General features: G+C 44.1%; 27 protein-coding genes. 23 read left to right on the top strand and 4 right to left on the bottom strand.

From position 1 onward, the window contains the following. Window positions 1-62 precede the first annotated feature (62 nt). Entirely contained in the window at window positions 63-686 is a 624-nt protein-coding gene (gene refZ / locus FB592_RS15565) for a transcriptional regulator RefZ (RefSeq protein WP_064670902.1), read from the top strand. Here refZ and hisJ read toward each other — a convergent pair. Beyond that, window positions 683-1489, bottom strand: a complete 807-nt coding sequence (gene hisJ, locus FB592_RS15560; RefSeq protein WP_021480315.1) for a histidinol-phosphatase HisJ — start codon at window positions 1487-1489, stop codon at window positions 683-685. The genes refZ and hisJ overlap by 4 nt on opposite strands. 196 nt (window positions 1490-1685) lie before the next feature. Here hisJ and ezrA point away from each other — a divergent pair, with 196 nt between their 5' ends. Beyond that, the gene (gene ezrA, locus FB592_RS15555; protein ID WP_003229320.1) at window positions 1686-3374 is read left to right on the top strand and encodes a septation ring formation regulator EzrA; all 1689 of its coding nucleotides are present in this window, start codon (window positions 1686-1688) and stop codon (window positions 3372-3374) included. A gap of 95 nt (window positions 3375-3469) precedes the next feature. On the opposite strand, the gene brnQ is transcribed toward ezrA, so the two are convergent. Next, window positions 3470-4807: a branched-chain amino acid transport system II carrier protein gene (gene brnQ / locus FB592_RS15550; protein ID WP_003229322.1), complete on the bottom strand. Its 1338-nt coding sequence runs from the start codon at window positions 4805-4807 to the stop codon at window positions 3470-3472. 194 nt (window positions 4808-5001) lie between these two features. On the opposite strand from brnQ, the gene FB592_RS15545 reads away from it, so the two are divergent. From FB592_RS15545 to FB592_RS15525, 5 genes are all read left to right on the top strand, one after another. Further along, window positions 5002-6147 (top strand): cysteine desulfurase family protein, encoded by a 1146-nt coding sequence (locus FB592_RS15545; RefSeq protein ID WP_038827967.1) that lies wholly within the window; start codon window positions 5002-5004, stop codon window positions 6145-6147. 3 nt (window positions 6148-6150) lie between these two features. Next, window positions 6151-7356, top strand: coding sequence for a tRNA uracil 4-sulfurtransferase ThiI (gene thiI, locus FB592_RS15540; RefSeq protein ID WP_003229326.1), 1206 nt, complete (start codon window positions 6151-6153; stop codon window positions 7354-7356). A gap of 93 nt (window positions 7357-7449) precedes the next feature. Then, entirely contained in the window at window positions 7450-7659 is a 210-nt protein-coding gene (gene sspA / locus FB592_RS15535) for an alpha type acid-soluble spore protein SspA (RefSeq protein WP_003223491.1), read from the top strand. A 178-nt stretch (window positions 7660-7837) separates the two neighbouring features. Next, window positions 7838-9427, top strand: a complete 1590-nt coding sequence (mbcS, locus tag FB592_RS15530) for an acyl-CoA synthetase MbcS (protein ID WP_038827971.1) — start codon at window positions 7838-7840, stop codon at window positions 9425-9427. A gap of 19 nt (window positions 9428-9446) precedes the next feature. After that, entirely contained in the window at window positions 9447-11036 is a 1590-nt protein-coding gene (locus tag FB592_RS15525; RefSeq protein ID WP_064670903.1) for an amidohydrolase, read from the top strand. A 31-nt stretch (window positions 11037-11067) separates the two neighbouring features. Here the strand turns inward: FB592_RS15525 and FB592_RS15520 are convergent, their stop codons facing one another. Continuing rightward, window positions 11068-11871, bottom strand: coding sequence for an NAD kinase (locus tag FB592_RS15520; RefSeq protein ID WP_014477655.1), 804 nt, complete (start codon window positions 11869-11871; stop codon window positions 11068-11070). Window positions 11872-12056: 185 nt separating this feature from the next. Between FB592_RS15520 and sppA the strand changes: the two genes are divergently transcribed. From sppA to FB592_RS15445, 15 genes are all read left to right on the top strand, one after another. Next, on the top strand, window positions 12057-13064 hold the full coding sequence (gene sppA, locus FB592_RS15515) for a signal peptide peptidase SppA (protein WP_064670904.1): 1008 nt from the start codon (window positions 12057-12059) through the stop codon (window positions 13062-13064). Between the two features lie 12 nt (window positions 13065-13076). Further along, entirely contained in the window at window positions 13077-13571 is a 495-nt protein-coding gene (locus tag FB592_RS15510) for an RDD family protein (RefSeq protein ID WP_014480553.1), read from the top strand. A gap of 74 nt (window positions 13572-13645) precedes the next feature. Continuing rightward, a complete protein-coding gene (locus tag FB592_RS15505; RefSeq protein ID WP_141949744.1) occupies window positions 13646-14326 on the top strand; it encodes a DUF2953 domain-containing protein in 681 nt (226 codons plus the stop codon). 13 nt (window positions 14327-14339) lie between these two features. Beyond that, complete coding sequence (gene ytfJ, locus FB592_RS15500) at window positions 14340-14795, top strand: GerW family sporulation protein (RefSeq protein ID WP_003223504.1); 456 nt, start codon at window positions 14340-14342, stop codon at window positions 14793-14795. A 109-nt stretch (window positions 14796-14904) separates the two neighbouring features. Beyond that, window positions 14905-15408: a thiol peroxidase gene (gene tpx / locus FB592_RS15495; protein WP_003223506.1), complete on the top strand. Its 504-nt coding sequence runs from the start codon at window positions 14905-14907 to the stop codon at window positions 15406-15408. A 60-nt stretch (window positions 15409-15468) separates the two neighbouring features. Next, a complete protein-coding gene (locus FB592_RS15490) occupies window positions 15469-16458 on the top strand; it encodes a class I SAM-dependent methyltransferase (protein WP_003229346.1) in 990 nt (329 codons plus the stop codon). Further along, a complete protein-coding gene (locus FB592_RS15485; RefSeq protein ID WP_120028477.1) occupies window positions 16430-16633 on the top strand; it encodes a hypothetical protein in 204 nt (67 codons plus the stop codon). The genes FB592_RS15490 and FB592_RS15485 overlap by 29 nt, the downstream gene beginning before the upstream one ends. A gap of 172 nt (window positions 16634-16805) precedes the next feature. Continuing rightward, window positions 16806-17993 (top strand): acetate kinase, encoded by a 1188-nt coding sequence (locus FB592_RS15480; protein ID WP_003223511.1) that lies wholly within the window; start codon window positions 16806-16808, stop codon window positions 17991-17993. An 84-nt stretch (window positions 17994-18077) separates the two neighbouring features. Continuing rightward, window positions 18078-18590, top strand: a complete 513-nt coding sequence (locus tag FB592_RS15475; protein WP_021480306.1) for a MogA/MoaB family molybdenum cofactor biosynthesis protein — start codon at window positions 18078-18080, stop codon at window positions 18588-18590. 169 nt (window positions 18591-18759) lie between these two features. After that, a complete protein-coding gene (locus tag FB592_RS15470; RefSeq protein ID WP_021480305.1) occupies window positions 18760-19971 on the top strand; it encodes an argininosuccinate synthase in 1212 nt (403 codons plus the stop codon). After that, window positions 19968-21353, top strand: a complete 1386-nt coding sequence (argH, locus tag FB592_RS15465) for an argininosuccinate lyase (protein ID WP_049141025.1) — start codon at window positions 19968-19970, stop codon at window positions 21351-21353. The genes FB592_RS15470 and argH overlap by 4 nt, the downstream gene beginning before the upstream one ends. A 64-nt stretch (window positions 21354-21417) precedes the next feature. Then, window positions 21418-21549, top strand: a complete 132-nt coding sequence (locus FB592_RS21160; protein WP_009967976.1) for a hypothetical protein — start codon at window positions 21418-21420, stop codon at window positions 21547-21549. Window positions 21550-21675: 126 nt separating this feature from the next. After that, window positions 21676-22443 carry an SDR family oxidoreductase gene (locus FB592_RS15455; RefSeq protein WP_004398521.1) on the top strand — a complete coding sequence of 256 codons (768 nt, stop codon included), beginning with the start codon at window positions 21676-21678 and terminating at the stop codon, window positions 22441-22443. Window positions 22444-22505: 62 nt separating this feature from the next. Further along, window positions 22506-23189: a metal-dependent hydrolase gene (locus FB592_RS15450; RefSeq protein WP_003245964.1), complete on the top strand. Its 684-nt coding sequence runs from the start codon at window positions 22506-22508 to the stop codon at window positions 23187-23189. 110 nt (window positions 23190-23299) lie between these two features. Next, window positions 23300-24619 (top strand): CBS domain-containing protein, encoded by a 1320-nt coding sequence (locus FB592_RS15445; protein ID WP_021480302.1) that lies wholly within the window; start codon window positions 23300-23302, stop codon window positions 24617-24619. 18 nt (window positions 24620-24637) lie between these two features. Here FB592_RS15445 and FB592_RS15440 read toward each other — a convergent pair whose 3' ends face one another. Continuing rightward, the gene (locus FB592_RS15440) at window positions 24638-24940 is read right to left on the bottom strand and encodes a YtpI family protein (RefSeq protein ID WP_021480301.1); all 303 of its coding nucleotides are present in this window, start codon (window positions 24938-24940) and stop codon (window positions 24638-24640) included. Between the two features lie 130 nt (window positions 24941-25070). Between FB592_RS15440 and nrnA the strand changes: the two genes are divergently transcribed. Continuing rightward, window positions 25071-26012 carry a bifunctional oligoribonuclease/PAP phosphatase NrnA gene (gene nrnA / locus FB592_RS15435; RefSeq protein ID WP_004398971.1) on the top strand — a complete coding sequence of 314 codons (942 nt, stop codon included), beginning with the start codon at window positions 25071-25073 and terminating at the stop codon, window positions 26010-26012. The last annotated feature ends 13 nt before the right edge of the window (window positions 26013-26025 follow it).

Here is a 26025-nt window from a genome sequence, read left to right as displayed (position 1 = left end):
TAAGTTCTTACAGGAACAGCGGCTTTCTGCTTGAATAGTATCAAGAGGAAGGAGTGAGCCGTATGAAAGTAAGCACCAAAGACAAAATTATTGAATCTGCTGTCATGCTTTTTAACCAAAAAGGATTTTCTGGCACGTCTGTCCGTGAAATCGCAAAGTCAGCTGATGTAAATGTTGCGCACATCTCCTACTATTTTAAAGGCAAAGGAGGCTTGATGGAACACTTAGTTTCAGAGTTTTACGAAGGCTACAGCAAAACGCTTGAAACAGCGACAAGCAATATCTCTTCTCAAAGCACGCAGGAACAGCTTCTTCAATTGGTTTTCGATATTTTATCCTATCAGCATAATCATCGTCAATTAACTCGTTTTGTCTACCGGGAAGTCACAATTGACTCCACATTAATCAGGGAAATTATGTCGACATATCTAATGAAGGAAAAGTATATCTTCCAGCTGATCATTGAGGAAGGAGAAAAACAGCGTGAATATTTAACGCTGCCGCTGCCTCATTTTATTCTCCAATTAAAATCTCTCTTGATGATGCCCTATCTCCAGCCTCAATATATTTCAGAAGTACTCTACATGCAGCCGCACGAGCCGTATTTTTATAAAATGTATTTTGAAGAAATCAAGATTTGGATCAGAAGCGTCTTCCGGACAGGAGACGTGGCGCTCACCAATTAGCACCGTTCCAAAAACGCCTCATACGCATATCCGACATCTCCCGCTTGATGGGCATCAGACCCAAACACAAGCGGGATCTTCTTTTGCTTCGCTTCATTCAGCATCCAATCCTCGATATAAATACCGCCAGCGTAAGTTTTTCTTAAGCCGGAAGTATTGAAGTCGAGCTCCATTCCGTTTTCTTCAATGGCATTCAGGCACAGGGAAACGAGGCCGCGAATATGCTCTGACATGCTGTATGGAAACAGCTTGATGAATTTTTGGACGAGTGTGATGTGACCGACTCTTTTTGGCTTATAAACGCCGAGAGATGCTACAATGGAAGAATAGACACTCCGGTAATATTGTTCGTATACAGCTTCAATGCTTCCGCAGGCTGAAATCAGCTCTTTGAAGGTATGCTCGTCATAATCAAGGCATAGATAGGAAGAGTCTGTGCGCAAAAAATGAACGGATAAGATGCTGTCATCTAAATATGGCCCGTATGTGTCCAGGAATAATGTAATTTCGTCTTCAAATTCAGCGATATAATCGACTTCAAGCCCTGTCCGTATGCTAAGCTGTCCGCGATATTCTTTTTTTAATCCGGAAATTTCATGAATATAGCGTTCCAAAGAAGCTTGCGCCATCGCGCTGTCTTTCAGCGGCGTGGGATCGGTAAAAGAGGGCGGCAATGGGGCGTGTTCGGTAAAAGTAATCGATTCGAACCCTTTTTTTAAGGCTTCTTCTGCATATTGTCTGAGTGTGTCATTGGAGCCGTGAGGGCAAAATGGTGTGTGAATATGTCCGTCTCGCTTTTGCATTGATGTCACCCCATGAAAAAATAGTCAATTCCTGCCGATTTTGCACAAAAAGTTTTTGATTTCTGGTCAAAAAATGTTTGTTACATGGTATCATAATAACAATGAAAACGACAGTTTTTCTCAATACATATCCTGAAATCTTTCTGAATAAATAAAACACCCTGACAGATTAAGGTAAACAGCAAGGGGGCTCATTATGGAGTTTGTCATTGGATTATTAATTGTACTGCTTGCGCTGTTTGCGGCAGGCTACTTTTTCAGGAAAAAAATCTACGCCGAAATCGACCGGCTGGAATCGTGGAAGATTGAAATTCTGAATCGGTCGATCGTGGAAGAAATGTCTAAAATAAAACATTTAAAAATGACGGGTCAGACAGAAGAGTTCTTTGAGAAGTGGCGTGAAGAATGGGACGAGATTGTCACAGCCCACATGCCGAAAGTTGAAGAGCTCCTTTATGATGCCGAGGAAAATGCAGACAAATACCGGTTTAAAAAGGCCAATCAAGTGCTCGTTCATATCGACGACCTGCTGACAGCGGCTGAATCAAGCATTGAAAAGATTCTTCGGGAAATCAGCGATCTTGTCACAAGTGAGGAAAAGAGCCGTGAAGAGATTGAACAGGTGAGGGAGCGCTATTCGAAATCTCGAAAAAACCTGCTGGCTTACAGCCACCTTTACGGGGAGCTTTATGACAGCCTTGAAAAGGATCTGGACGAAATTTGGAGCGGCATCAAACAATTTGAAGAAGAAACAGAAGGCGGAAACTATATTACTGCACGAAAAGTACTGCTTGAGCAGGACCGCAATCTTGAACGGCTTCAGTCATACATAGATGATGTGCCGAAGCTGTTAGCTGACTGTAAACAGACGGTGCCTGGACAGATTGCAAAGCTCAAGGATGGCTATGGCGAAATGAAAGAAAAAGGGTACAAGCTTGAGCATATCCAGCTTGATAAGGAATTAGAAAATCTGTCAAACCAGCTGAAACGAGCGGAACATGTCCTGATGACTGAGCTGGATATTGATGAAGCGTCCGCAATCCTGCAGCTCATTGACGAAAATATTCAATCTGTTTATCAGCAGCTGGAGGGCGAAGTTGAAGCCGGTCAATCCGTACTAAGCAAAATGCCTGAATTGATTATTGCTTACGACAAGCTTAAAGAAGAGAAAGAGCATACGAAAGCGGAAACTGAGCTGGTGAAGGAAAGCTACAGGCTGACAGCCGGTGAGCTCGGCAAACAGCAGGCTTTTGAAAAGCGCCTTGATGAAATTGGGAAGCTGCTATCATCCGTTAAAGATAAGCTCGATGCAGAGCATGTCGCCTACTCACTTTTAGTAGAAGAAGTTGCTTCAATAGAGAAGCAAATTGAAGAAGTGAAAAAAGAGCATGCCGAGTATCGTGAAAACCTGCAAGCGCTGAGAAAAGAAGAGCTTCAGGCGAGGGAGACGCTCAGCAATTTGAAAAAAACAATTTCTGAGACAGCAAGACTGCTGAAGACTAGCAACATTCCAGGCATTCCGAGCCATATTCAAGAGATGCTGGAGAACGCGCATCATCATATTCAAGAAACAGTCAATCAACTAAACGAACTTCCATTAAATATGGAAGAAGCCGGAGCCCATTTGAAACAAGCAGAAGATATCGTCAACAGGGCAAGCCGGGAATCAGAGGAACTTGTCGAGCAGGTCATCCTCATTGAAAAAATCATTCAGTTCGGAAACCGGTTCAGAAGCCAAAATCACATTTTATCTGAACAGCTGAAAGAAGCGGAAAGACGTTTTTATGCTTTTGATTATGACGACTCTTATGAAATTGCAGCTGCCGCTGTAGAAAAGGCTGCGCCAGGTGCAGTTGAAAAAATCAAAGCTGACATATCCGCTTAGATAATCACGACCATGAAAAAGAGCCCGCAGTGTAATGAGCAGGCTCTTATTTTCATTACAAAACGCCTGCGCAATAACGCAGGCGTTCTGTGACATTAACTTATTTCATTAAGCTGTTTGGATGGTCCGATGAATAAGGTCAGCACATAGCCGATAACCGCTCCGACGATTCCTGGAAGCACCCAGCCGATGCCGAGGCTGTAAAGAGGAAGATTCGCATTTAGAAACACATCTAAAGATCCAAGTGAAAAACCGGCTGCTTTGATACCGTCTAAAATACTGAAAAGTCCTGTACCGATCAAGCATGCGATGTACACTTCGCGTCTTTCTTTAAAGATCTTATCGATGAAGGAAAGAACGATAATGACAATGGCAAGCGGATAGATAGCTGATAAAATAGGAACAGAAAACGCGATAATTTGCGCGAGTCCGAAATTCGCAATGATCAAGCTGAATAACGTGACAATCGTAACGACAATTTTATATGATAATGCCGGAATAAGTTTTGAAAAATATTGGCCGCAAGATGTGACAAGGCCGATGCTTGTTGTTAAACATGCGACTGTAATCGCTGCTCCGAGTACGATGTTGCCTAATGAACCGAATAAATAATGGGAAGACGCAGATAAAATTTTAGCTCCTTCACCAACAGGACCAATGGCATTTGTGCTTGTTGCACCTAAATAAGCAAGGGATACATAAATGAAAGTCAGGCCTAAAGCGGCAATCACACCTGCTTTAATGCAGGCTGCAGCAAGAGCTTTAGACTGTGTGACGCCTTTGCTTTTTACAGCATTTACAACGACAACGCCAAATACAATTGAAGCAAGTGCGTCCATTGTTTTATAGCCTTCTAAAAATCCTTTAAAAACCGGTGTTCCTTTATATGCTTCTGTCACGGCGCCCAATCCGCCCATCGGCGTGAAGATGGCTTTGAGAACAATGATTAAAATAATTGTGAATTTGATGGGAGTCAGAATTTTTCCGACTCGATCGACAACCTTGGATGGGTTTAACGCTAAATAGTACGTAACACCGAAAAAGATAAGTGTAAATATTAATAAAGAAAGTCTTTCTGGTACGCCAGTCAAAAATGGAACAGCGCCAATTTCATATGAAACAGTTCCTGTTCTCGGGATGGCGAATAATGGTCCGATTGATAAATAAAGCACGACAGTAAAGATTGTGCCGAAAACAGGGTGCGCTTTGTCAGCAAGGCCTTTAGCGTCCTTACCGGTTAATGCGATGGCGATAATGCCGAGAAGCGGCAGGCCTACCCCTGTCAGTAAAAATCCGCCGATGGCCTTCCAGACGTTGTGTCCGGCTGCTTGTCCAAGTTCCGGCGGATAAATCATATTTCCTGCTCCAAAGAATAACGCAAATAGCATGAAACCAATAATAATGGTATCTTTGACAGGCAGTGAGTGTTTCATGAAAAAAATCCTCCTAATAATTATGTTAAAATATTCTGTCAATTAATTGTCAGATAATATGACGAAACGAACAAATCTTATTATATGGTAAAAAAATTAGAAGTCAATACTAGTTTTTCGTAATTTTCTATTAAATTTTGTTATGGTAACATAAATATCATACCTTGTACCGCTTTCATAAAGGAGTAAAAAAGATGATATATTTAGATAATAGTTCAACGACTAAGCCTTACGATGAAGTCTTGAACGTATATGAACAGACAAGCAGCCGATACTTTGGCAATCCTTCATCTTTGCACCGATATGGAGCCGAAACGGAACAGCTGCTTCAAGCAGCCAAAAATCAAATCAAAAGGTCCTTAGGCCTAAAAAAATATGATATTGTATTTACGTCAGGCGCCACAGAAGCCAATAATGCGGCTTTAAAAGGAGCGGCTTTGTCAAAGATAAAAACAGGCAAACATATCATTGCCACTTCTATTGAACATCCATCCGTTACGGAATCGTTAGAACAGCTGAAAGAGTTGTTCGGGTTTGATATCACTTATCTTTCTGTGAATGAAGACGGATTTGTTTCTATTGAAGATCTAAAAGCAGCCATCCGTCCCGATACCGTGCTTGTCAGCATGATGCATGTGAACAATGAAGTCGGTTCCGTGCAGCCGATTGAAGCGGCAGGGGAAGTGCTGAAGAAGCACCCGAACATTTTGTTCCACGTCGATTATGTGCAGGGCATCTATAAAGTGCCCTTGGCAATTGAAAAGGCCGGCATTGATCTATGTTCAATTTCGGGGCATAAATTTCACGGCCTAAAGGGGACAGGCGCACTTATTGTAAAAGAGGGAACACCCCTTATTCCGCTCATAACGGGAGGCTCTCAGCAAAAAGGCATACGGGCCGGAACAGAACATACTGCTGGAGCGGTTTCGCTTGCCAAGGCCATTAATCTTGCCTCTGCTGATTTTGACACACGGCTTGACACGATGACTGCCGCAAAGGAATTGTTTATGAAAAGGCTGAGTGAAATTGAGGGCGTCGTTATCAACACGCCTCAAATGAATAGCGCGCCGCACATTATTAATTTCTCTGTACCGGGGATTAAAGCGGAAGTGCTTTTACACATGCTTGAGGAACAGGATATTTTCGTCTCCACAACATCGGCTTGCTCGGCAAAAGAACATAAGCCCAGCAAGGTTCTCTTAGAGATGGGCAAAGGAGAGCAGATTGCCGGAAGCAGCATCAGAATCAGTTTAAATTACAGCCAGACAAGCGATGTGGCAGAACCGTTTATGAACGCGCTTCGTCCTGGCATCAAAAAATTAAGGAAAATGATGAGGTAGAACATGAATTACGATCATATATTAATTCGTTTTGGGGAAATTTCGACCAAAGGCAAAAACAGAAAAAGCTTTATTGAGCGCTTAAAACAAAACATCAGACTCGTTTTGAAAGACTATCCGAATTTAAAATACTTTTCCAACAGGGATCGTATGACGATTACATTAAATGGAGAGGATCCTGAGGCTCTTTTTCCTCATTTAAAGCAAGTGTTTGGGATTCAAAGCTTCAGCCTGGCAATTAAATGTGACAGCCGCCTTGATGATATTAAGGCAACCGCACTAAAGGCTATCAAAGATCAGTATAAACCAGGTGATACGTTTAAAGTCGCGACAAAGAGAGCGTATAAGCAATTTGAATTAGATACAAACCAGATGAACGCTGAAATCGGCGGCCATATTTTGCGAAATACAGAAGGATTGACGGTCGATGTTCGCAACCCAGACATCCCGCTCAGAATCGAAATCAGGGAAGAAGCAACATTTTTGACAATTCGTGATGAAAAAGGTGCAGGCGGGCTGCCAGTTGGTTCAGCAGGAAAAGCGATGCTGATGCTTTCTGGCGGTTTTGACAGCCCTGTGGCCGGTTTTTATGCGATGAAACGGGGATTGTCGGTAGAAGCTGTTCATTTCTTCAGCCCGCCATACACAAGCGAGCGCGCAAAGCAAAAGGTAATGGATCTGGCGAAATGTCTGTCCCGTTTTGGGGGAAGCATGACACTTCATATTGTTCCATTTACAAAAACGCAAGAGCTCATCCAAAAACAAATTCCTGAAAATTACACAATGACGGCAACCCGCCGCCTCATGCTTCAGATAGCCGACAGAATCAGAGAAAAGAGAAACGGGCTTGCCATTATTACGGGAGAAAGCCTCGGTCAGGTAGCGAGCCAAACGCTTGAAAGCATGTATGCAATTAATGCGGTGACGTCAACACCGATTTTGCGTCCGCTAATCGCCATGGACAAAACAGAAATCATCGAAAAATCACGGGAAATTGGCACATATGAGACAAGCATTCAGCCGTTTGAAGACTGTTGCACGATCTTTACACCGCCAAGCCCGAAAACACGCCCTAAAAAAGAGAAAATTGAACACTTTGAAAGCTTTGTTGATTTCGAGCCGTATATTCAAGAAGCGGTAGATAACATTGAGACAATGACCCTGTATAGCGAACAAGAAGCTAACGATAAATTCGCTGAACTCTTTTAAATCAATTTTCAGCTCCTGTATACAATTACCAAAGTTTTTCTGAATGAAGCCATGTGTTTTGACACATTCTATACTCACAAGGAGGTGAGACACATGGCTAACAATAACTCAGGTAACAGCAACAACCTTTTAGTACCAGGAGCTGCTCAAGCGATCGACCAAATGAAATTAGAAATCGCTTCTGAATTCGGTGTAAACCTTGGAGCAGACACAACTTCTCGCGCTAACGGTTCTGTTGGAGGAGAGATCACAAAACGTCTTGTATCTTTTGCTCAACAAAACATGGGCGGAGGACAATTCTAATTTACAATTTCACATAATGGCTTAGGAGTGGGGGTATCCCCACTCTTTTTCATTTTTTACATATAAAAAAGGACCAGCGGCCTATAAAATCTATGTTTACAGAGGTTGCTTTTAGGCATATCCTTACGGAAAGAGCCTGTATTTATGTATAATGGGTGGAGAAAGTGAGGAGTTGTTCGTGTTAAAACGTGAAGATTTAATTGCCCCTGTGCAATATAATTTAGTGAATGAAATGGAAAAGTTCAGTGCTGCTGGACAAAAAACCGCTCTTCTTTGGGAGGACGAGTCGGGCAAGCAAGAATCTTGGTCGTATGAAAAGCTGATGGAAGAAACAAATAAAATCGGAGCGGCCTTAGCTGATCTTGGATTTAAAAAGGGAGACAAGCTGATTGTAATGGTACCGCGGGTGCTTGAAGCCTATGCTGTTTATTTGGCTATCCTGAAATCAGGAATGGTTGTCATTCCGTGCTCCGAAATGCTTCGCGCGAAAGATCTTGAATACCGGATTGAACATGCAGAGGTAAAAGGCGCTATCGTCTACTCAGAATTTATTGGCGCTTTCCGGGATGTCAGTACGACTGACAAACTGATTACACTGTCTATTGGTGAAAATGATGCCGGCTGGAAAAACCTCTTATCAATTGAAGCGGACGGAAGCCAATTTAAAACAGCTGACACAACAAGAGATGATATGGCTTTCTTATCTTATACATCCGGGACAACAGGTCAGCCGAAAGGTGTTGTACATACACATGGATGGGCATTTGCTCATTTAAAAACTTCTGCCGGCGCTTGGCTTGATATTTCTGAAAAGGATATCGTCTGGGCAACTGCTGCCCCTGGCTGGCAAAAGTGGGTATGGAGTCCGTTTTTAGCGGTGCTTGGCAGCGGAGCAACCGGTTTTGTGTATCACGGCAGATTCAAAGCAGAAAAATATCTAGAGCTTTTAAATCGCTACAAAATCAATGTTTTCTGCTGCACGCCGACAGAATACCGCTTAATGGCGAAGGTTGAAGGCTTGGACCGTTTTGATCTTTCTGCCCTGCACAGCGCTGTTTCCGCAGGTGAGCCGCTCAATCGTGAAGTCATTGATGTTTTCCAAAAGCACTTTGGCATTAAGGTACGGGACGGATATGGCCAAACAGAAAGCACGCTTTTGGTTGGTGTTTTGAAAGATACGCCTATTAAACCGGGAAGCATGGGAAAACCGACACCGGGAAATCAGGTGGAGATCATAAATGAAGACGGTGAAATCTGCAAACCTGGTGAGGTTGGCGATATCGCTGTTCACCTCAGTACGCCTGCGCTCTTTAAAGAGTATTTTAAAGATCCGGAAAGAATGAAAACACAAATTCGCGGCGATTATTTCCTAACGGGAGACAGAGCAAGAAAAGATGAGGAAGGTTACTTCTGGTTTGAAAGCCGAAATGACGATATTATTATCAGCTCCGGCTATACGATCGGGCCTTTCGAGGTGGAAGACGCGCTTGTTAAGCACCCAGAAGTAAAAGAATGTGCTGTTGTCGCGAGCCCTGATGAAATCAGAGGCTCCATTGTAAAGGCATATGTTGTCCTGCAAAATCATGAAAAACGCAGTGATGAGCTTGTCAAAATGCTGCAAAACCATGTGAAGACGATTACCGCTCCATACAAATATCCTAGAGAAATTGAATTTGTGGAAAGCCTGCCGAAAACGGCTTCTGCAAAAATCAGACGAGTGGAATTAAGAAAACGTGAAGAACAGCTCAAAGCCAATAAAAAGGCATAAAGAAAGAGAGTGAACGTGAATGAAGGCGATATGGCACGGCGGTTTCATTTATACGATGCTCAAAGAAGGCGATCGGACTGAGGCAGTTTATGTTGAGGATGGTGTCATAAAAGGCACCGGCAGCTATGAACGTTTGAAGGAAAAGTACGGGTCGCCGGAAACAGAAGAAATCAGCCTGAACGGAGCAGTGATGTTCCCCGGTTTTGTTGACAGCCATCTACATTTGATCGGCCACGGTGAGAAACAGCTTCAGCTCGATCTGTCCGCACTGACGTCGAAAGATTCAATTTTACAGGCTGCGAAGGAAAGAGAGCGGCAGCTTCCTAAAAACGATTGGCTCATTGGAGAAGGCTGGAATGAAAATCAGTTTGAGACACCTGACTACTTGACTAAGCATGATCTTGATCGCCTGTTTCCTGACAGGCCCGTCTTGCTCAAGCGTATATGCCGGCATGCAATAGCTGTCAATTCTGCGGCTCTTCAAGCAGCGGGAATTTCAAGAAATACTCCTGATCCTGACGGCGGAGTCATCGTAAAAGATGCAAATGGCGAGCCGACCGGACTCCTGTTTGATAAGGCGCAGGATTTGATTCTGAAGGCTGTCCCGCCAGTCTCCCAGCACTATGTTGATGAGGCATTAACGGCTGGAATAAAGGATTGCTGGACAAAAGGCCTGACGGGCGGTCATTCGGAAGACTTGTCCTATTATGGTGATGTTTCGGTGCCGTTGAAAGCTTATGAGAAAGCTGCCGCTGGCGGAAAGTATCCGTTCCGCTGCCATTTGCTCGTTCATCATGAAGCGGTCGATCGATGGGAGCAGCTGGATAAGCCGTCCGGCCCTTATGTGGAGTTTGGTGCGATGAAAATCTTTGCGGACGGGGCGCTTGGCGGGAGAACGGCTTTGTTGAAAGAACCATATCAGGATGATCCATCAACAAATGGTGTTCAGGTTCACGATGACGAAACCCTTGGCCGGCTCATTCGCAAAGCGAGAGAAAAAGGGATGGAGGTTGCTGTTCATGCAATCGGAGATCTTGCTTTTGAAAAAGTGCTGAACGCAATTGAAAAGCATCCGCCCAAAAACGGCCGGCATGATCGGCTTATTCATGCCCAAGTGCTTGATAACGAATTAATCGAGAGAGCAGCACGCATGCCGATCGCACTTGATCTTCAGCCGCATTTCGTTGCAAGCGACTTTCCATGGGTCATTGACCGTCTCGGAAAAGACCGGATGAAGACTGCATTTGCCTGGAAAACCCTCATATCTAAAGGCATTTTATGCGCGGGCGGTTCAGACGCCCCGATTGAGCCTGTTGACCCGCTTCTAGGGATCCAGTCCGCGGTCCTCAGGAAAAGCAGTCATGAGCAAAACGGGCCAAGCTATAATGAAAGTGAATGTTTACCTGTATATGAAGCGATAAAGCTTTATACAGAAGGTAGCGCCGGTATCATTTATAAAGAGAAGTCACGCGGGAAAATTGCGGAAGGCTATGACGCGGATTTTACAGTTCTCAGTGGTGATCCGTTTGCCATTGACCCCGCACAGCTTCATCTGTTAGATATTAAAAAAACCGTGATTAACGGCCAGATTGTATATGAGAAATCATAAAAGGACAGGCAGCAGCCTGTCCTTTTATTTTCTATAAAAAAGTACGCTTCACTTTTTCCCAAAATGAATTGTCCTTTAGTTTGACTGTTTTGATTTTCTTATTAGACAGTTTGATTTCGATCGTTTTCACATTTCTCGTGCTGAGTGCTTCATTGTCCAAGCCAATGATTGGGTGTTCGTTGCCGTCCTGCACCACACGAAGGGTCAGCTTTCGGTCAGAGCTGAGGACAAATGGCGAGCCGAGTGTCCGGTAGGTATTATTGTTAAGGGATGCAAGCTCTGATACCTGCATGCATGGAAGCAATGGATCAACAACCGCTCCTGCAACAGATTTGTTATAGGCGGTGCTGCCTGTAGGCGTTGAGATAATCATCCCGTCACCTCTAAATGTTTCAAAGTGCAGATCGTCAATCAGCACGTCCATCACAAAGGTTTTGATGATGCTTGAGCGGATGGATACCTCGTTTAAGCAGTGAAAAGGACTGGCGTGGTCCACTGTCACTTCAATCAGCGGGTATTTTCTCACTTCAATTTGTTCAAACGTCATTGCATCGACCATTTTTTCTCGCTCATCACTATGAAAGTCGCAATATAAATGAGCTTTCCCCTTTTTGGTAATGCCGACGTACAAGCAGTCGTCACGAAAATTCGTCTTTCTGACTGCCTGCAAAAATGTGCCGTCCCCGCCAATGCTAGCGATAATATTGGCGTCTGAGTGCTGGTTCACAACGGTAAATCCATGCTCTTCCGCTAATTGTGTTAACGAGCGGGCTTGTTCGTTCGTTTCCTGATCCTGTTTGTGAAAAAAATAAACATTACGGCGTTGATCGGTCATATCCCATTTCCCCTTTGCTGTCATATTTAAGTTTTTCTGCCATCCAGTATTTGTGATAAAATACCTTTGGCCATAAGTGTACCACGTTTGCCGGCAGCCCGTTAAGCCGGAGCTTTCTCATGAAGTGAAACATTTTTCATATTGAATCGTATAATGAGAGAGTTTAGGAAAAAGGAGGAGAAAAAATGAATGCAAAAAGATGGATTGCATTAGTGATTGCTCTGGGGATTTTCGGCGTGTCTATTATCGTCAGCATCTCTATGAGTTTCTTTGAAAGCGTCAAAGGCGCTCAAACGGATCTCACATCACTGACGGATGAATCGCAGGAAAAGACGCTGGAAAACGGCAGTCTCTCAAGTAAAATTGCCGTATTAGAGGTCAGCGGCACCATTCAGGATAATGGGGACTCAAGCAGTCTGCTTGGTGCAGACGGATATAACCACAGAACGTTCTTAAAAAACCTTGAGCGCGCAAAAGATGACAAGGCGGTCAAAGGTATCGTTCTGAAGGTGAATTCTCCGGGTGGCGGAGTGTATGAAAGTGCTGAAATACATAAGAAACTGGAAGAAATCAAGAAAGAAACGAAAAAACCGATTTACGTGTCAATGGGTTCGATGGCAGCATCAGGAGGCTATTACATCTCAACAGCAGCTGATAAGATTTTTGCGACACCGGAAACCCTGACCGGGTCACTCGGCGTCATTATGGAAAGCGTCAATTATTCAAAGCTTGCCGACAAGCTTGGCATTTCTTTTGAAACGATTAAGAGCGGGGCCCATAAGGACATTATGTCTCCTTCCCGTGAGATGACGAAAGAAGAAAAAAACATCATGCAATCGATGGTTGATAATTCGTATGAAGGCTTTGTTGATGTCATTTCAAAAGGGCGCAGCATGCCGAAAGCAGAGGTAAAGAAAATTGCGGACGGCCGCGTGTATGACGGACGGCAGGCGAAAAAACTGAACCTCGTTGATGAGCTTGGTTTTTATGACGATACCATTACGGCCATGAAAAAGGATCACAAGGATTTGAAAAACGCCTCTGTCATTTCTTATGAGGAAAGCTTCGGATTAGGCTCACTGTTTTCCATGGGCGCGAACAAAATGTTTAAAAGTGAAATTGATTTTTTGAATATGAGAGAAATTCTATCGCAATCCGGTTCGCCGAGAATGATGTATCTCTATGCGAAGTAGGAGGGAACAATAATGGACGCGACATATGAAGAGTTAGAGCGCAATGACATCAAAGGCCCGCAAGAAGCGGAGCAGCTGACACATGCCTATGCTGGCTTTTGGGTTCGTTTCTGGGCTTTCCTGCTTGATTGGCTCGTGATATGGGGATTAAACCATTTGCTCGTTTCTCCCCTCTTTACCGTATTGGATCTGCCGAAAACATCCGGCATGTTTACCTTCTCGGCCTACAGTGTGACAACGCTTATTGTGTATCTTGCCTACTTCGCACTCATGACTAAATACTTCAGGCAGACGCTTGGTAAAATGGTGTTCGGCCTCAAAGTGGTTTCTGTGAAGCGAGATAGCAAGCTGACATGGAGTACAGTGATTTTTCGTGAAGTGGTGGGACGGTATATTGATAAGATTTGGATTTTATATATCGTTGTTGCCTTTTCACCTACAAAACAAGGGATTCATGATTACATCGCGGATACCACCGTGGTGCATGAAAAATTATACCGCAAATAACCGATAACCCGGACCTCCGTCCGGGTTTATTTTTTTAGGAATTGGCGATAATGCTCCTAGAGGAAGTGAAGAATATGGTGTATGTACTGATAGCCATTCTTATTCTCATAGGGATCGTACTGCTTCTCAGAATGAAAATCCATGTCGCGCTGGAGTATCTTCATGCCGCTGATAATGACAAATTGACCTTGAAGATTACGGCGCTGTTTGGCCTTATAAGGATCAAAAAAACAATTCCGGCGATTAAGGTGAACAAAGAAGACGGAACAGTGGATATCAAACAAAAAACTGAATCTAAAATGAAAAAAAGCAGCGGAAAGAAAAAAATTACACAAAATGATGTGCAGCAAAGCATTAATAAAATTGAAATGCTTTTGCATCAGGTTACCAGACTGCGAAAAATCAGCGCGTCTTTTCTCGCGCATTTACATATCACAAAACTAGAATGGGTTACAGTAATCGGAATTCAGGACGCGGCAGTGACAGGTGTGTTAACAGGTGCTGTATGGGGTGTGAAGGGCGGTATCGCAGCAATGCTCTACGACCACCTGGACTTTGTGAATAAACCTGTCTATGAGGTGATCCCGTCATTTCAAGTCCCTGTTTCCAATACCCATTTTCAGTGTATATTCTTTTTTCGCTTTGGACATGCTATGCTTGCAGCTTTCAAATTCGTCAAATACGGACGGGAGCTATCCGTATTAAAGAAGAATCCGTCGGCTAGAATGACTTCAAAGAATGATTCATCAGTTTAAGGAGGAAGCGTATATGGCAGACCATCCCATCCAAGGTTTAATGAAAACCGCAATGGAAAACTTGAAGGAAATGATTGATGTTAACACCATCATCGGAGATCCAGTAGAAACGCCTGATGGAAGTGTGATTTTAACTGTTTCTAAAGTTGGATTCGGATTCGCCGCAGGCGGAAGCGAGTTTGGCGGAAAGCCGGCCGAAAAGAAATCGGAAGACGATGAGACAAGAGAACAGAAACTTCCTTTCGGAGGCGGAAGCGGGGGCGGTGTGTCCATTACGCCGATCGCGTTTTTAATTGTCGGATCGACAGGCATCAGAATGCTTCATTTAGATGAAAATACCCATTTAATAGAGAAAATTTTAGACGCAGCCCCTCAAACACTCGAGCGCATCCAGCAAATGTTCAAGAAAAATAACAAGAACCAAGGCCAGGGCCAAAATCAAAACCAAATGAACAATATGAATTATTAAAAAAAGGTTAACTGCGCTGGCCGCAGTTAACTTTTTTTTGGCATAAACTTTGCAGTTTGCAGGAAACTTTACTATGATAGAGACATACATACAAAAGGGAGGAATTATAATGGCTGAAATTACATTCAAAGGCGGTCCGGTTACACTTGTCGGACAAGAAGTGAAGGTAGGAGATCAAGCTCCTGATTTCACAGTGCTGACTAACAGCCTTGAAGAAAAATCGTTAGCTGACATGAAAGGAAAGGTAACGATTATTTCTGTTATCCCTTCAATTGATACAGGTGTTTGTGATGCACAAACACGCCGTTTTAACGAAGAAGCTGCAAAGCTTGGAGATGTCAACGTCTACACAATCAGTGCAGACCTTCCATTTGCGCAAGCGCGCTGGTGCGGCGCTAACGGAATTGACAAAGTGGAAACACTGTCTGACCACAGAGATATGTCATTTGGCGAAGCGTTCGGTGTGTATATTAAAGAACTTCGTCTGCTTGCGCGTTCCGTATTTGTCCTTGATGAGAACGGAAAAGTCGTTTACGCTGAATATGTAAGCGAAGCAACAAACCACCCGAACTATGAAAAGCCAATTGAGGCTGCTAAGGCATTAGTGAAGTAAGCAGGGAAAAAAGCTCCAGGCTGCCGCCGGAGCTTTTTTCATGGCAAGGAGGAACACAATATGCAAAAAGACCATGTAGGTGCGGTGTATGAGCTGTTAAACGAAGCCGCGATTATGATAAAGAATGAATTGCAGATTTCATATATAGAGGCGCTGGCCGAAGCAGGAGAAATGTATTTTCTTGAAAAAACGGATCAGCTGAAACTGCCTGCTGATCAGAAAACCAAACAACTTCAGGCTCTGCTTGAAAAAGCGGAATTCGGCACGTATGAGCATGAGTGGGTACGCAAGGCTTTTCAGCTTGCCGTCCTTAAAGGAATGAAAGATATCTCCCATCCAAACAGACAGATGACGCCGGATACGATCGGGCTTTTCATCAGCTATTTGGTGAATAAGTTTATGGCGGACAAAAAGGAACTGACCATTCTTGATCCAGCCTTGGGAACTGGGAACCTTCTGTTTACCGTGCTGAACCAGCTGTCTGAAAAAACGGCAAACAGCTTTGGCATTGAAATTGATGATGTGCTCTTGAAGATCGCCTATGCCCAAGCGAACCTTCTGAAAAAAGAGCTTGAGCTTTTCCACCAAGACAGCCTTGAGCCGTTGTTTATCGATCCAGTTGACACGGTCATTTGTGATCTGCCAGTCGGCTATTATCCGAATGACGAAGGAGCAGAAGCGTTTGAGCTCAAAGCTGACGAAGGCCATTCCTTCGCTCATCATCTGTTTATTGAACAGAGCGTCAAGCATACCAAACCGGGCGGCTACTTATTTTTTATGATTCCGAATCATTTGTTTGAGAGCTCCCAAAGCGGCAAGCTGAAACAGTTTTTCAAAGATAAGGTTCATATCAACGCACTGTTGCAGCTGCCAAAATCTATTTTTAAAGACGAAGCTCATGCCAAAAGCATCCTTGTGCTTCAGAAACAAGGAGAGAATACGAAAGCGCCGGGGCAAATTCTGCTTGCGAATCTTCCGTCTTTCTCCAATCAAAAGGCGATGCTTGATATGATGGCTCAATTTGATGAATGGTTTAAAAAAGAAAAGTAAGTGTTTTAAAAGCAGCTTAGACAGCCGTATGAGGTCGATGCCTAAGCTGCTTTTATTTATGCTTTTGAAGACCGGACTTGACGAATTGAATCCAGCTTTGAAACACAAAATACAGAGGGAAAAACCACAAATTGTAAGCGTTCATCAATACAAAACCTATAGGGAATGTGTCTGAAAATAACGACTTCTTATTGTAAGCGTTATCAATACGCAAGTTGACTTGAAAAGCCGACATGACAATGTTTAAATGGAAAAGTCAGATATTTTTCGGAGAAGATGTTGATATTCACCGGGAAAAAAGTACGAAAAACGAAGTTGTTGATACAGAGTATAAAGGAGCGTCAATCATGTCCAAAATTATTGCAATTAACGCAGGAAGCTCGTCTTTGAAATTTCAGCTTTTCGAAATGCCTTCAGAAACCGTTTTAACGAAGGGTTTAGTTGAACGAATCGGTATCGCCGACAGCGTATTCACAATTTCTGTGAACGGCGAAAAAAATACAGAAGTAACTGATATTCCAGATCATGCGGTAGCTGTTAAAATGCTGCTGAATAAGTTAACGGAATTCGGCATTATTAAAGACTTGAATGAAATTGACGGAATTGGCCATCGTGTCGTTCACGGCGGAGAAAAATTCAGCGATTCTGTTTTATTAACGGATGAAACCATTAAGGAAATCGAAGATATTTCTGAATTGGCACCGCTTCACAATCCGGCAAATATCGTTGGAATTAAAGCGTTCAAAGAAGTGCTTCCAAATGTTCCTGCGGTAGCTGTATTTGATACAGCATTCCACCAAACAATGCCTGAGCAGTCTTACCTTTACAGCTTGCCGTATGAATACTATGAAAAATTCGGCATACGTAAATACGGCTTCCACGGCACTTCACATAAATATGTAACTGAGCGTGCGGCAGAGCTTCTCGGCCGTCCGTTAAAAGACTTGCGCCTGATTTCCTGCCACCTTGGAAACGGAGCAAGTATTGCGGCTGTTGAAGGCGGAAAATCTATTGACACATCCATGGGCTTTACGCCGCTTGCCGGTGTAGCAATGGGCACACGCTCTGGAAACATCGACCCTGCCCTGATCCCATACATCATGGAGAAAACAGGCCAAACGGCTGACGAAGTACTGAATACATTAAACAAAAAAAGCGGACTGCTCGGCATTTCCGGTTTCTCAAGCGATCTTCGTGACATCGTTGAAGCAACGAAAGAAGGAAATGAGCGCGCGGAAACGGCTCTTGAAGTATTCGCAAGCAGAATCCACAAATACATCGGTTCTTACGCTGCAAGAATGAGCGGTGTCGATGCGATCATCTTTACTGCCGGTATCGGTGAAAACAGTGTGGAAGTCAGAGAACGCGTTCTTCGCGGTTTAGAATTCATGGGCGTATACTGGGATCCTGCGCTTAATAACGTGCGCGGCGAGGAAGCTTTCATCAGCTATCCGCATTCTCCAGTAAAAGTCATGATCATTCCGACTGATGAAGAAGTCATGATTGCGCGCGACGTTGTTCGTTTAGCAAAATAAATCGCATGAAAGCACATTCTCTTGAATGTGCTTTTTTGTTGATGCATGATAGTGACAGACAGAAAACATAAAAGAGGTGGGCCAATGAGTGTTCAAGAGCATAAACAAGAAGCTCCCGATATCGTTCGTTGCAAAGTGATTACTGTCAGTGACACGAGGACAGAGGAAACCGATAAAAGCGGCAAGCTGATGATCTCGTTTTTAGAAGAAGCCGGTCATCATATTGCCGCATATGAAATTGTAAAAGACGAAAAGGATGCTTTGCAGCGGTCAGTGCTTGCGGGCTGCATGGATGAACAGACAGACGCGGTACTCTTAAACGGAGGGACAGGCATAGCAGATCGTGATGTCACAATTGAAGCCATTACGCCGCTGTTTTCGAAAGAACTGCCCGGCTTTGGAGAAATATTCAGGATGCTGAGTTATACAGAGGATATCGGCCCTGCCGCAATCATGTCGAGAGCAACTGCCGGCGTCATTCAGCATACCGCTGTTTTCTCAACGCCAGGCTCAAGCGGCGCGGTAAAGCTGGCAATGAATAAGCTGATTATTCCCGAACTTGCGCATGTGGTCAGAGAAATCAGAAAAGACAAGTAAATGAATAAATACTATGAAACTTCACCTGAAATTTAGGTGAAGTTTTTTTTATAAAAGGCTTGAAAAAACGAAACGTACTTGTTAAAGTGTATACATACAAAATGTATTTTTATTAAATATAATTTATTTTTATACAAAATAGAAACACGGTTGAGAGGGGAATTTTATCATGTCAGAACAGAAAAAAGTCGTATTAGCATACTCAGGGGGTCTTGATACTTCCGTCGCAATAAAATGGCTTCAGGAGCAAGGATATAATGTAATCGCCTGCTGTCTGGATGTCGGTGAGGGCAAAGATTTGGCATTTGTTCAGCAGAAAGCGCTTGAAGTCGGCGCGACAAACTCCTACGTGATCGATGCAAAAGAAGAATTTGCACAGGACTACGCGCTTATTTCTTTGCAGGCCCACACGATGTATGAAGGAAAATACCCGCTTGTTTCGGCATTATCTCGACCGCTGATCGCGAAAAAACTGGTTGAAATAGCGGAAAAAGAAGATGCACAGGCGATTGCCCACGGATGCACAGGGAAAGGAAATGACCAGGTTCGTTTCGAAGTCTCCATTAAATCATTAAACCCTGACCTTGAAGTCATCGCGCCGGTTCGCGAATGGCAGTGGTCACGTGAAGAAGAAATTGAATATGCGGCTAGCCGCGGCATTCCGATTCCGATCAATCTTGACAGCCCGTATTCTATCGACCAAAACCTCTGGGGACGTGCCAATGAGTGCGGCATTTTAGAAGATCCATGGGCGGCGCCGCCAGAAGGTGCATACGATTTAACAGCTCCGCTGGAAAAAACGCCGGACACGCCGGAAGTGATTGAAATTGCATTTGAACAAGGCGTGCCTGTCTCCATTGACGGTGTTTCCTACTCGCTTTCTGAACTGATCTTGAAGCTGAATGAAATGGCGGGCGCGCACGGTGTCGGACGTATCGACCACGTGGAAAACCGCCTCGTTGGCATTAAATCCCGGGAAGTATACGAATGCCCTGGTGCGATGACACTGATCAAAGCGCATAAAGAATTAGAAGATTTGACTCTGGTGAAAGAGGTAGCCCACTTTAAACCGATCATCGAGCAAAAAATGTCAGAAATCATTTACAACGGCTTATGGTTCTCACCGTTAAAAGAAGCGCTGCACGCTTTCTTAAAAGAAACGCAAAAGCATGTCACAGGCATTGTCCGCGTGAAGCTGTTTAAAGGCCATGCAATTGTAGAAGGGCGTAAATCGGAATACTCTCTATATGATGAAAAACTTGCAACATATACAAAAGACGATGCATTTGATCACCATGCAGCAATCGGATTTATCGAGCTTTGGGGACTTCCGACAAAAGTGAACAGCATCGTGAAAAAGAAGGAGCAGATTAAAGCATGAAGAAGCTTTGGGGAGGCCGATTTCAAAAAACACCGGAAAAATGGGTCGACGAGTTCGGCGCGTCCATATCATTTGACCAACATTTAGTTGCTGAAGACATTACAGGGTCTCTCGCACATGCTGCCATGCTGAAAAAATGCGGTATTCTGACAGCAGAAGAAGAGCTGAAAATCCGAGAGGGCCTGAATACCCTTTTGCAAAAAGCAGAGGAGGGAGCATTGGAATTCTCAGTCGATTATGAGGATATTCATTTGAACATTGAGAAAATGCTCATTGACGAAATCGGTCCTCTTGGCGGCAAGCTGCATACCGGCAGAAGTCGGAATGACCAGGTGGCGACTGACATGCATTTATACTTGAAGAATCATGTCGGCCACATCATCGAGCTGATTGAGGCATTCCAAAGTGCGCTGATTGAAAAGGCGGAAGCGAACATCGAAACAATTCTCCCTGGCTACACACATCTGCAGCGCGCCCAGCCGATTTCATTCGCTCACCATCTGCTTGCGTATTTCTGGATGCTGGAGCGCGACAAGGAGCGTTTTCAGGATTCAATGAAGCGGATTAACAAATCTCCGCTCGGCTGCGGGGCGCTCGCGGGAACAACCTTCCCAATTGACCGTGATTATTCAGCAGAACTGCTCGGCTTTGATGCCATTTATGAAAACAGCTTGGACGGCGTCAGCGACAGAGACTTCATTTTGGAGTTTTTAAGCAACAGCAGTATGCTGATGATGCACCTATCCCGTTTCTCTGAAGAAATCATTTTATGGTGCTCGCAGGAGTTTAAATTCATCGAGCTTGACGATACGTACGCAACAGGAAGCAGCATGATGCCGCAAAAGAAAAATCCTGATATGGCGGAGCTGATCCGCGGCAAAACAGGACGCGTATACGGCGATATGATGGGGCTGTTTACGATCATGAAAGGACTTCCGCTCGCTTACAACAAAGATCTGCAGGAAGACAAAGAGGGCATGTTTGACACGGTGAAAACGGTGGAGGGCAGTCTGCAAATCTTCACAGGCATGATCCAAACAATGACTGTAAACAAAGACGTCATGAAGCAAGCGACAAAACAAGACTTTTCAAATGCGACGGAACTGGCGGATTATTTAGCTAAAAAGGGAATGCCGTTCAGAGAAGCGCATGAAGTGGTCGGGAAACTTGTGTACACATGCATCGAAAGAGGGATCTATTTAAGCGATATGCCGTTTGGCGAGTTTCAGCAGGCTAGCACACTATTCGAAGAAGATATTTACACTGTGTTAGACCCTTACTACGCAGTTGAAAAAAGAATGAGCGCCGGGGGCACCGGATTTAAACAGGTAAAGCAGGCGCTTGAAAAAGCGAAAGCTTGCGTGGCAGCTGGAGTTTGTTAAAATTTCCTTCATAAAATCCCGTCATTATAGCCAACCTACCTCTATAATGATGGGAGGCAGAATGATGAAAAAAGAACCGGAACGCTATATTTATGATGAACAAGAAAGCCAGGAGACAACAAGGCTCATTTCAGAAGCATATCAAAGCGGTTATGTCGATATGCCTGATCAGGAGTCTTCATCTCCTGCAGAATAAGCTGTCTGTACAGGCAGCTTTTTTTGTATGCCAAAGTGTAAAAAGTGATATTGCAAGCCTTTTATAGTAAAGTAGAAGAAGAAACACTTTATTGAAAGCGGCGACGTTGCTTTGGGAGGTATTCATGTGCGACATGCTTTAATTACTGCCGGTTCGAAGGGTTTAGGCCGCAAAGTGACTGAAACGTTGCTTGCAAAGGGGTATTCAGTAACAGTCAATTACAGACAGGATGAGGAGGCAGTCAGCCGCCTGAAGGAAGCCTGTCCCGATTGTCTTGACCGGCTGCAATTTGTAAAAGGTGATGTCACCAAAAAAGAAGATCTGCTGCGTATTGCAGAGGCTGCCTTAAACCGCTTCGGAAGGATCGACTTTTTGATTAACAACGCGGGACCATACATATTTGAACGTAAAAAGTTAGCCGATTATACTGATGATGAATGGTATGGCATGCTGGAAGGAAATTTAAGCGCCGTCTTTCATTTATTCAAAGCGGTTATTCCTATTATGAGAAAACAGCAATTTGGACGCATCATTACGTACGGATTCCAAGGTGCGGCTCACGCGCCCGGCTGGCTTCACCGATCGGCATTTGGCGCTGCAAAAGTGGGCTTGGCTTCTTTGACGAAGACAATTGCCATTGAAGAAGCCGAATTCGGCATAACCGCCAACATGGTTTGCCCGGGAGACATTGTCGGCGACATGAAAGAAGCATCGATAGAGGAAGCCAGAATGCGAATCGGCAAAGAAAAAACGCCGATAGGAAGATCCGGTACAGGCGAGGATATCGCCCGGATTATCGCTTTCTTGTGTGAGGAGAACTCAGACCTTGTGACAGGGACTGTCATTGAAGCCACCGGAGGCCTCAATGTCATTAACAAGAATCAAACAACATAAGTTTTTCAGCTTTTTAAAAAGGGAAAATAAAAAAATCAAAATCATGTGACGAGGTGAAAGAAATGAAAGTGACATATCACGGACATTCTGTAATCACAGTGGAAACGAAGGACCATCATATTATTTTTGATCCGTTTTTAACAGGGAATTCATTAACGGATATAAAGCCGGAGGATGTAAAAGCGGATGTCATCTTACTAACGCACGGCCACAATGACCATGTCGGTGATACTGAACAAATCGCCAAGCAAAATAACGCGTTGGTTATAGCCCCGAACGAGCTCGCTGTGTACTTAGGCTGGAAAGGCTTGAATGTTCATCCAATGCATATTGGCGGCTCCCGCCAGTTCGATTTTGGAAAAGTGAAGCTTACACAGGCCTTTCATGGATCAGCCATCACAGATGAAGAAAACAAAACGATCACTTACACAGGCATGCCTGCCGGTATTTTACTGACTGTAGAAGATAAAACGATTTTCCACGCGGGCGATACGGCTCTTTTCTCTGATATGAAACTCATTGGCGAATTGAATCATATCGACCTTGCTTTCCTGCCGATTGGCGATAACTTTACGATGGGGCCTGAAGACGCCAAGCTTGCCGCTGAATGGCTGCGCGCAAAACAGGTCGTGCCGGTGCATTACAATACATTCCCGGTCATCGAACAAGACCCAGAAGCATTCGCTGACAGCCTGCCGGGCGGAGTCGGCAAAGTCATGTCGGTCGGTGAGACGATCGAGCTTTAAACCGTGAAACCATCTCTAGGAGATGGTTTTTTATTTTCCAGCCTCATTGCGTATAAATCCTTTGAAACCTTATAATAAAAACAAGAAGACTGTCCTTAGAGGTGAAAGGCTTGGCAACGAAGCATGAACAAATTTTAACGTATATCGATTCACTGCCTGTCGGTGAAAAAATTTCTGTCCGAAGAATTGCAAAGGAAATGAAAGTAAGCGAAGGAACCGCGTACAGAGCGATCAAGGAAGCAGAGAATAAAGGGTTTGTCAGCACGATTGAACGTGTGGGCACAATCAGAATTGAACAAAAGAAAAAAGAGAACATTGAAAAGCTTACCTATGCAGAGGTTGTAAATGTTATAGACGGACAAGTGCTCGGAGGCAGGGCAGGGCTCCATAAGACATTGAATAAATTCGTCATCGGCGCGATGGAGCTTGACGCGATGATGCGTTACACCGCAGCGGGGAATCTTTTGATTGTCGGAAACAGAATCAATGCACACAGGCAGGCGCTTGAAGCGGGCGCGGCCGTATTGGTGACCGGGGGCTTTAACACGGATGACAGCATTGTGCAGCTGGCAGATGAGCTTGAACTGCCGATTTTATCCACGAGCTATGACACCTTTACAGTTGCCGCGATGATTAACCGGGCAATTTATGACCAGCTGATCAAAAAAGAAATTGTTTTGGTGGAGGACATCCTAACACCCGCTGACCGCACGGTATATCTTTCGCCAAAGGATAAACTTGAAAAATGGTATGAGAAAAATTTTGAAACCGGCCACGGCCGATTCCCAGTTGTCGACGATCAAATGAAAATCCACGGCATTCTGACATCAAAAGATATTGCCGGCCATGACCGAAATGCATCTATAGAAAAAGTTATGACCAAAAATCCCGTCACGGTTATTGGGAAAACATCTGTCGCTTCAGCTGCGCAAATGATGGTATGGGAAGGGATCGAAGTGCTTCCCGTCACTGACGGCCACCAAAAACTCATCGGCATGATCAGCCGCCAAGACGTATTGAAAGCTCTTCAAATGATTCAAAAGCAGCCGCAGGTCGGGGAGAAGCTTGATGATATCGTTTCAAGGGGGTTTAAAGATGAGGATGATGATAAAGAAGATCAAACGGTTTACGAGTATGAAGTCACGCCGCAAATGACAAATCAGCTTGGAACCATTTCTTATGGTGTATTTACGACCATTTTGACGCAAGCGGCAAACCGATTTTTGCGCTCGAAAAAACGCGGCGAACTCGTCATAGAGAGCATCACCATCTTCTTTTTGAAGCCTGTGCAGATGGAATCAGTCATCGAAGTCAAACCTCGCATCTTGGAGGCTGGCAGAAAGTTCGGGAAAATGGAAGTGGAAGTGCACAGCCAAGGTCATATCGTGTCTAAAGCGATGCTGATGGTTCAGCTGATGGAAAGAAGCTAAGGGACGTTCAGGCGCCCCTTACGCGTGATCTCTTTCAGCTTCTTTGGCGTGAAGGGGATTGTAATGTCTAAAGGCTTTATAACCTGCCCAAGCGCTTCCTGCTCCTATGACGATAAAGATACCGCCGATTACTAACGTTAATACTGAATGGAATAATATCATTTGGTTAAGCCCGTAGAACAGGACTAGTGACCCTAAGGCCATGCTTGATTTTGCTGAACATATTTCTTTTGCCAAAGATGGCTTTGCCCGTACGCCTTTTACTTTATAGAACACATAAAAGCAGGCTGAAAGCCCAATCAAAAAAACAAGAACCAGCATAAATGAAATCCTCCATCGTAAAAGTTTACAAACCCATTTTATACAAAAACGGGCTTGGTTTTGACGTTATTTTTCTTTTCCGTCGGCAGAGAATGTGATTTAATGAATAAAAACAATAAAGGAGTATCAAATGAAAACAGAATTGATCAGAACCATATCATTATATGACACGATTATCTTACATAGACATGTGCGTCCTGATCCGGATGCCTACGGATCACAGTGCGGGCTTACGGAAATCCTGCGTGAAACATATCCTGAAAAAAATATTTTTGCGGTCGGCACGCCTGAACCGTCCCTCTCTTTCTTATATTCCCTTGATGAGGTGGACAATGAAACATATGAAGGCGCACTTGTCATTGTCTGCGATACGGCAAATCAGGAAAGAATCGACGATCAGCGTTATCCTTCAGGCGCCAAACTAATGAAAATCGACCACCATCCGAACGAAGATCCATACGGTGACCTTCTCTGGGTCGATACAAGCGCCAGCTCAGTAAGTGAAATGATTTACGAGCTGTATTTAGAAGGAAAAGAGCACGGCTGGAAGCTGAATACGAAAGCGGCAGAGCTGATCTACGCCGGCATTGTTGGAGATACCGGACGCTTTTTATTTCCGAATACCACGGAAAAAACATTAAAATATGCAGGCGAGCTCATTCAGTATCCATTCTCTTCCTCAGAGTTATTTAATCAATTGTATGAAACAAAACTGAATGTGGTGAAGCTTAACGGCTTTATCTTTCAAAATGTGTCTTTGTCCGAAAACGGGGCTGCTTCTGTTTTCATCAAAAAGGATACGCTTGAAAAATTCGGCACAACGGCTTCTGAAGCGTCGCAGCTTGTCGGGACGCTTGGCAATATCTCAGGTATTCGCGCCTGGGTGTTTTTCGTAGAAGAAGACGATCAAATCAGAGTCAGATTCCGTTCGAAGGGGCCTGTCATTAACGGACTTGCCCGGAAATATAACGGCGGAGGGCATCCGTTAGCTTCAGGCGCCTCTATTTACAGCTGGGATGAAGCTGATCGGATTTTAGCTGATCTGGAAACATTATGTAAAGAACACGAGTAGAGGGGAGACCCTC

Source organism: Bacillus sp. SJZ110 (assembly GCF_006715455.1).
Taxonomy (GTDB): Bacteria; Bacillota; Bacilli; order Bacillales; family Bacillaceae; genus Bacillus; species Bacillus subtilis.
The sequence above is the reverse complement of the archived record's forward strand: the minus strand, read 5'-3'. Positions and strand labels throughout refer to the sequence as shown.

Excerpts from the sequence above, each read along its gene's own strand:
- brnQ (WP_003229322.1), bottom strand. The coding sequence starts at position 4,807 with ATGAAACACTCACTGCCTGTCAAAGATACCATTATTATTGGTTTCATG.
- FB592_RS15480 (WP_003223511.1), top strand. The coding sequence starts at position 16,806 with ATGTCCAAAATTATTGCAATTAACGCAGGAAGCTCGTCTTTGAAATTT.
- FB592_RS15490 (WP_003229346.1), top strand. The coding sequence starts at position 15,469 with ATGCAAAAAGACCATGTAGGTGCGGTGTATGAGCTGTTAAACGAAGCC.
- FB592_RS15525 (WP_064670903.1), top strand. The coding sequence starts at position 9,447 with ATGAAGGCGATATGGCACGGCGGTTTCATTTATACGATGCTCAAAGAA.
- nrnA (WP_004398971.1), top strand. The coding sequence starts at position 25,071 with ATGAAAACAGAATTGATCAGAACCATATCATTATATGACACGATTATC.
- FB592_RS15520 (WP_014477655.1), bottom strand. The coding sequence starts at position 11,871 with ATGACCGATCAACGCCGTAATGTTTATTTTTTTCACAAACAGGATCAG.
- ezrA (WP_003229320.1), top strand. The coding sequence starts at position 1,686 with ATGGAGTTTGTCATTGGATTATTAATTGTACTGCTTGCGCTGTTTGCG.
- sppA (WP_064670904.1), top strand. The coding sequence starts at position 12,057 with ATGAATGCAAAAAGATGGATTGCATTAGTGATTGCTCTGGGGATTTTC.
- FB592_RS15545 (WP_038827967.1), top strand. The coding sequence starts at position 5,002 with ATGATATATTTAGATAATAGTTCAACGACTAAGCCTTACGATGAAGTC.
- sspA (WP_003223491.1), top strand. The coding sequence starts at position 7,450 with ATGGCTAACAATAACTCAGGTAACAGCAACAACCTTTTAGTACCAGGA.
- tpx (WP_003223506.1), top strand. The coding sequence starts at position 14,905 with ATGGCTGAAATTACATTCAAAGGCGGTCCGGTTACACTTGTCGGACAA.
- FB592_RS15440 (WP_021480301.1), bottom strand. The coding sequence starts at position 24,940 with ATGCTGGTTCTTGTTTTTTTGATTGGGCTTTCAGCCTGCTTTTATGTG.
- ytfJ (WP_003223504.1), top strand. The coding sequence starts at position 14,340 with ATGGCAGACCATCCCATCCAAGGTTTAATGAAAACCGCAATGGAAAAC.
- hisJ (WP_021480315.1), bottom strand. The coding sequence starts at position 1,489 with ATGCAAAAGCGAGACGGACATATTCACACACCATTTTGCCCTCACGGC.
- FB592_RS15505 (WP_141949744.1), top strand. The coding sequence starts at position 13,646 with ATGGTGTATGTACTGATAGCCATTCTTATTCTCATAGGGATCGTACTG.
- refZ (WP_064670902.1), top strand. The coding sequence starts at position 63 with ATGAAAGTAAGCACCAAAGACAAAATTATTGAATCTGCTGTCATGCTT.
- FB592_RS21160 (WP_009967976.1), top strand. The coding sequence starts at position 21,418 with ATGAAAAAAGAACCGGAACGCTATATTTATGATGAACAAGAAAGCCAG.
- thiI (WP_003229326.1), top strand. The coding sequence starts at position 6,151 with ATGAATTACGATCATATATTAATTCGTTTTGGGGAAATTTCGACCAAA.
- argH (WP_049141025.1), top strand. The coding sequence starts at position 19,968 with ATGAAGAAGCTTTGGGGAGGCCGATTTCAAAAAACACCGGAAAAATGG.
- FB592_RS15450 (WP_003245964.1), top strand. The coding sequence starts at position 22,506 with ATGAAAGTGACATATCACGGACATTCTGTAATCACAGTGGAAACGAAG.
- FB592_RS15475 (WP_021480306.1), top strand. The coding sequence starts at position 18,078 with ATGAGTGTTCAAGAGCATAAACAAGAAGCTCCCGATATCGTTCGTTGC.
- FB592_RS15470 (WP_021480305.1), top strand. The coding sequence starts at position 18,760 with ATGTCAGAACAGAAAAAAGTCGTATTAGCATACTCAGGGGGTCTTGAT.
- FB592_RS15510 (WP_014480553.1), top strand. The coding sequence starts at position 13,077 with ATGGACGCGACATATGAAGAGTTAGAGCGCAATGACATCAAAGGCCCG.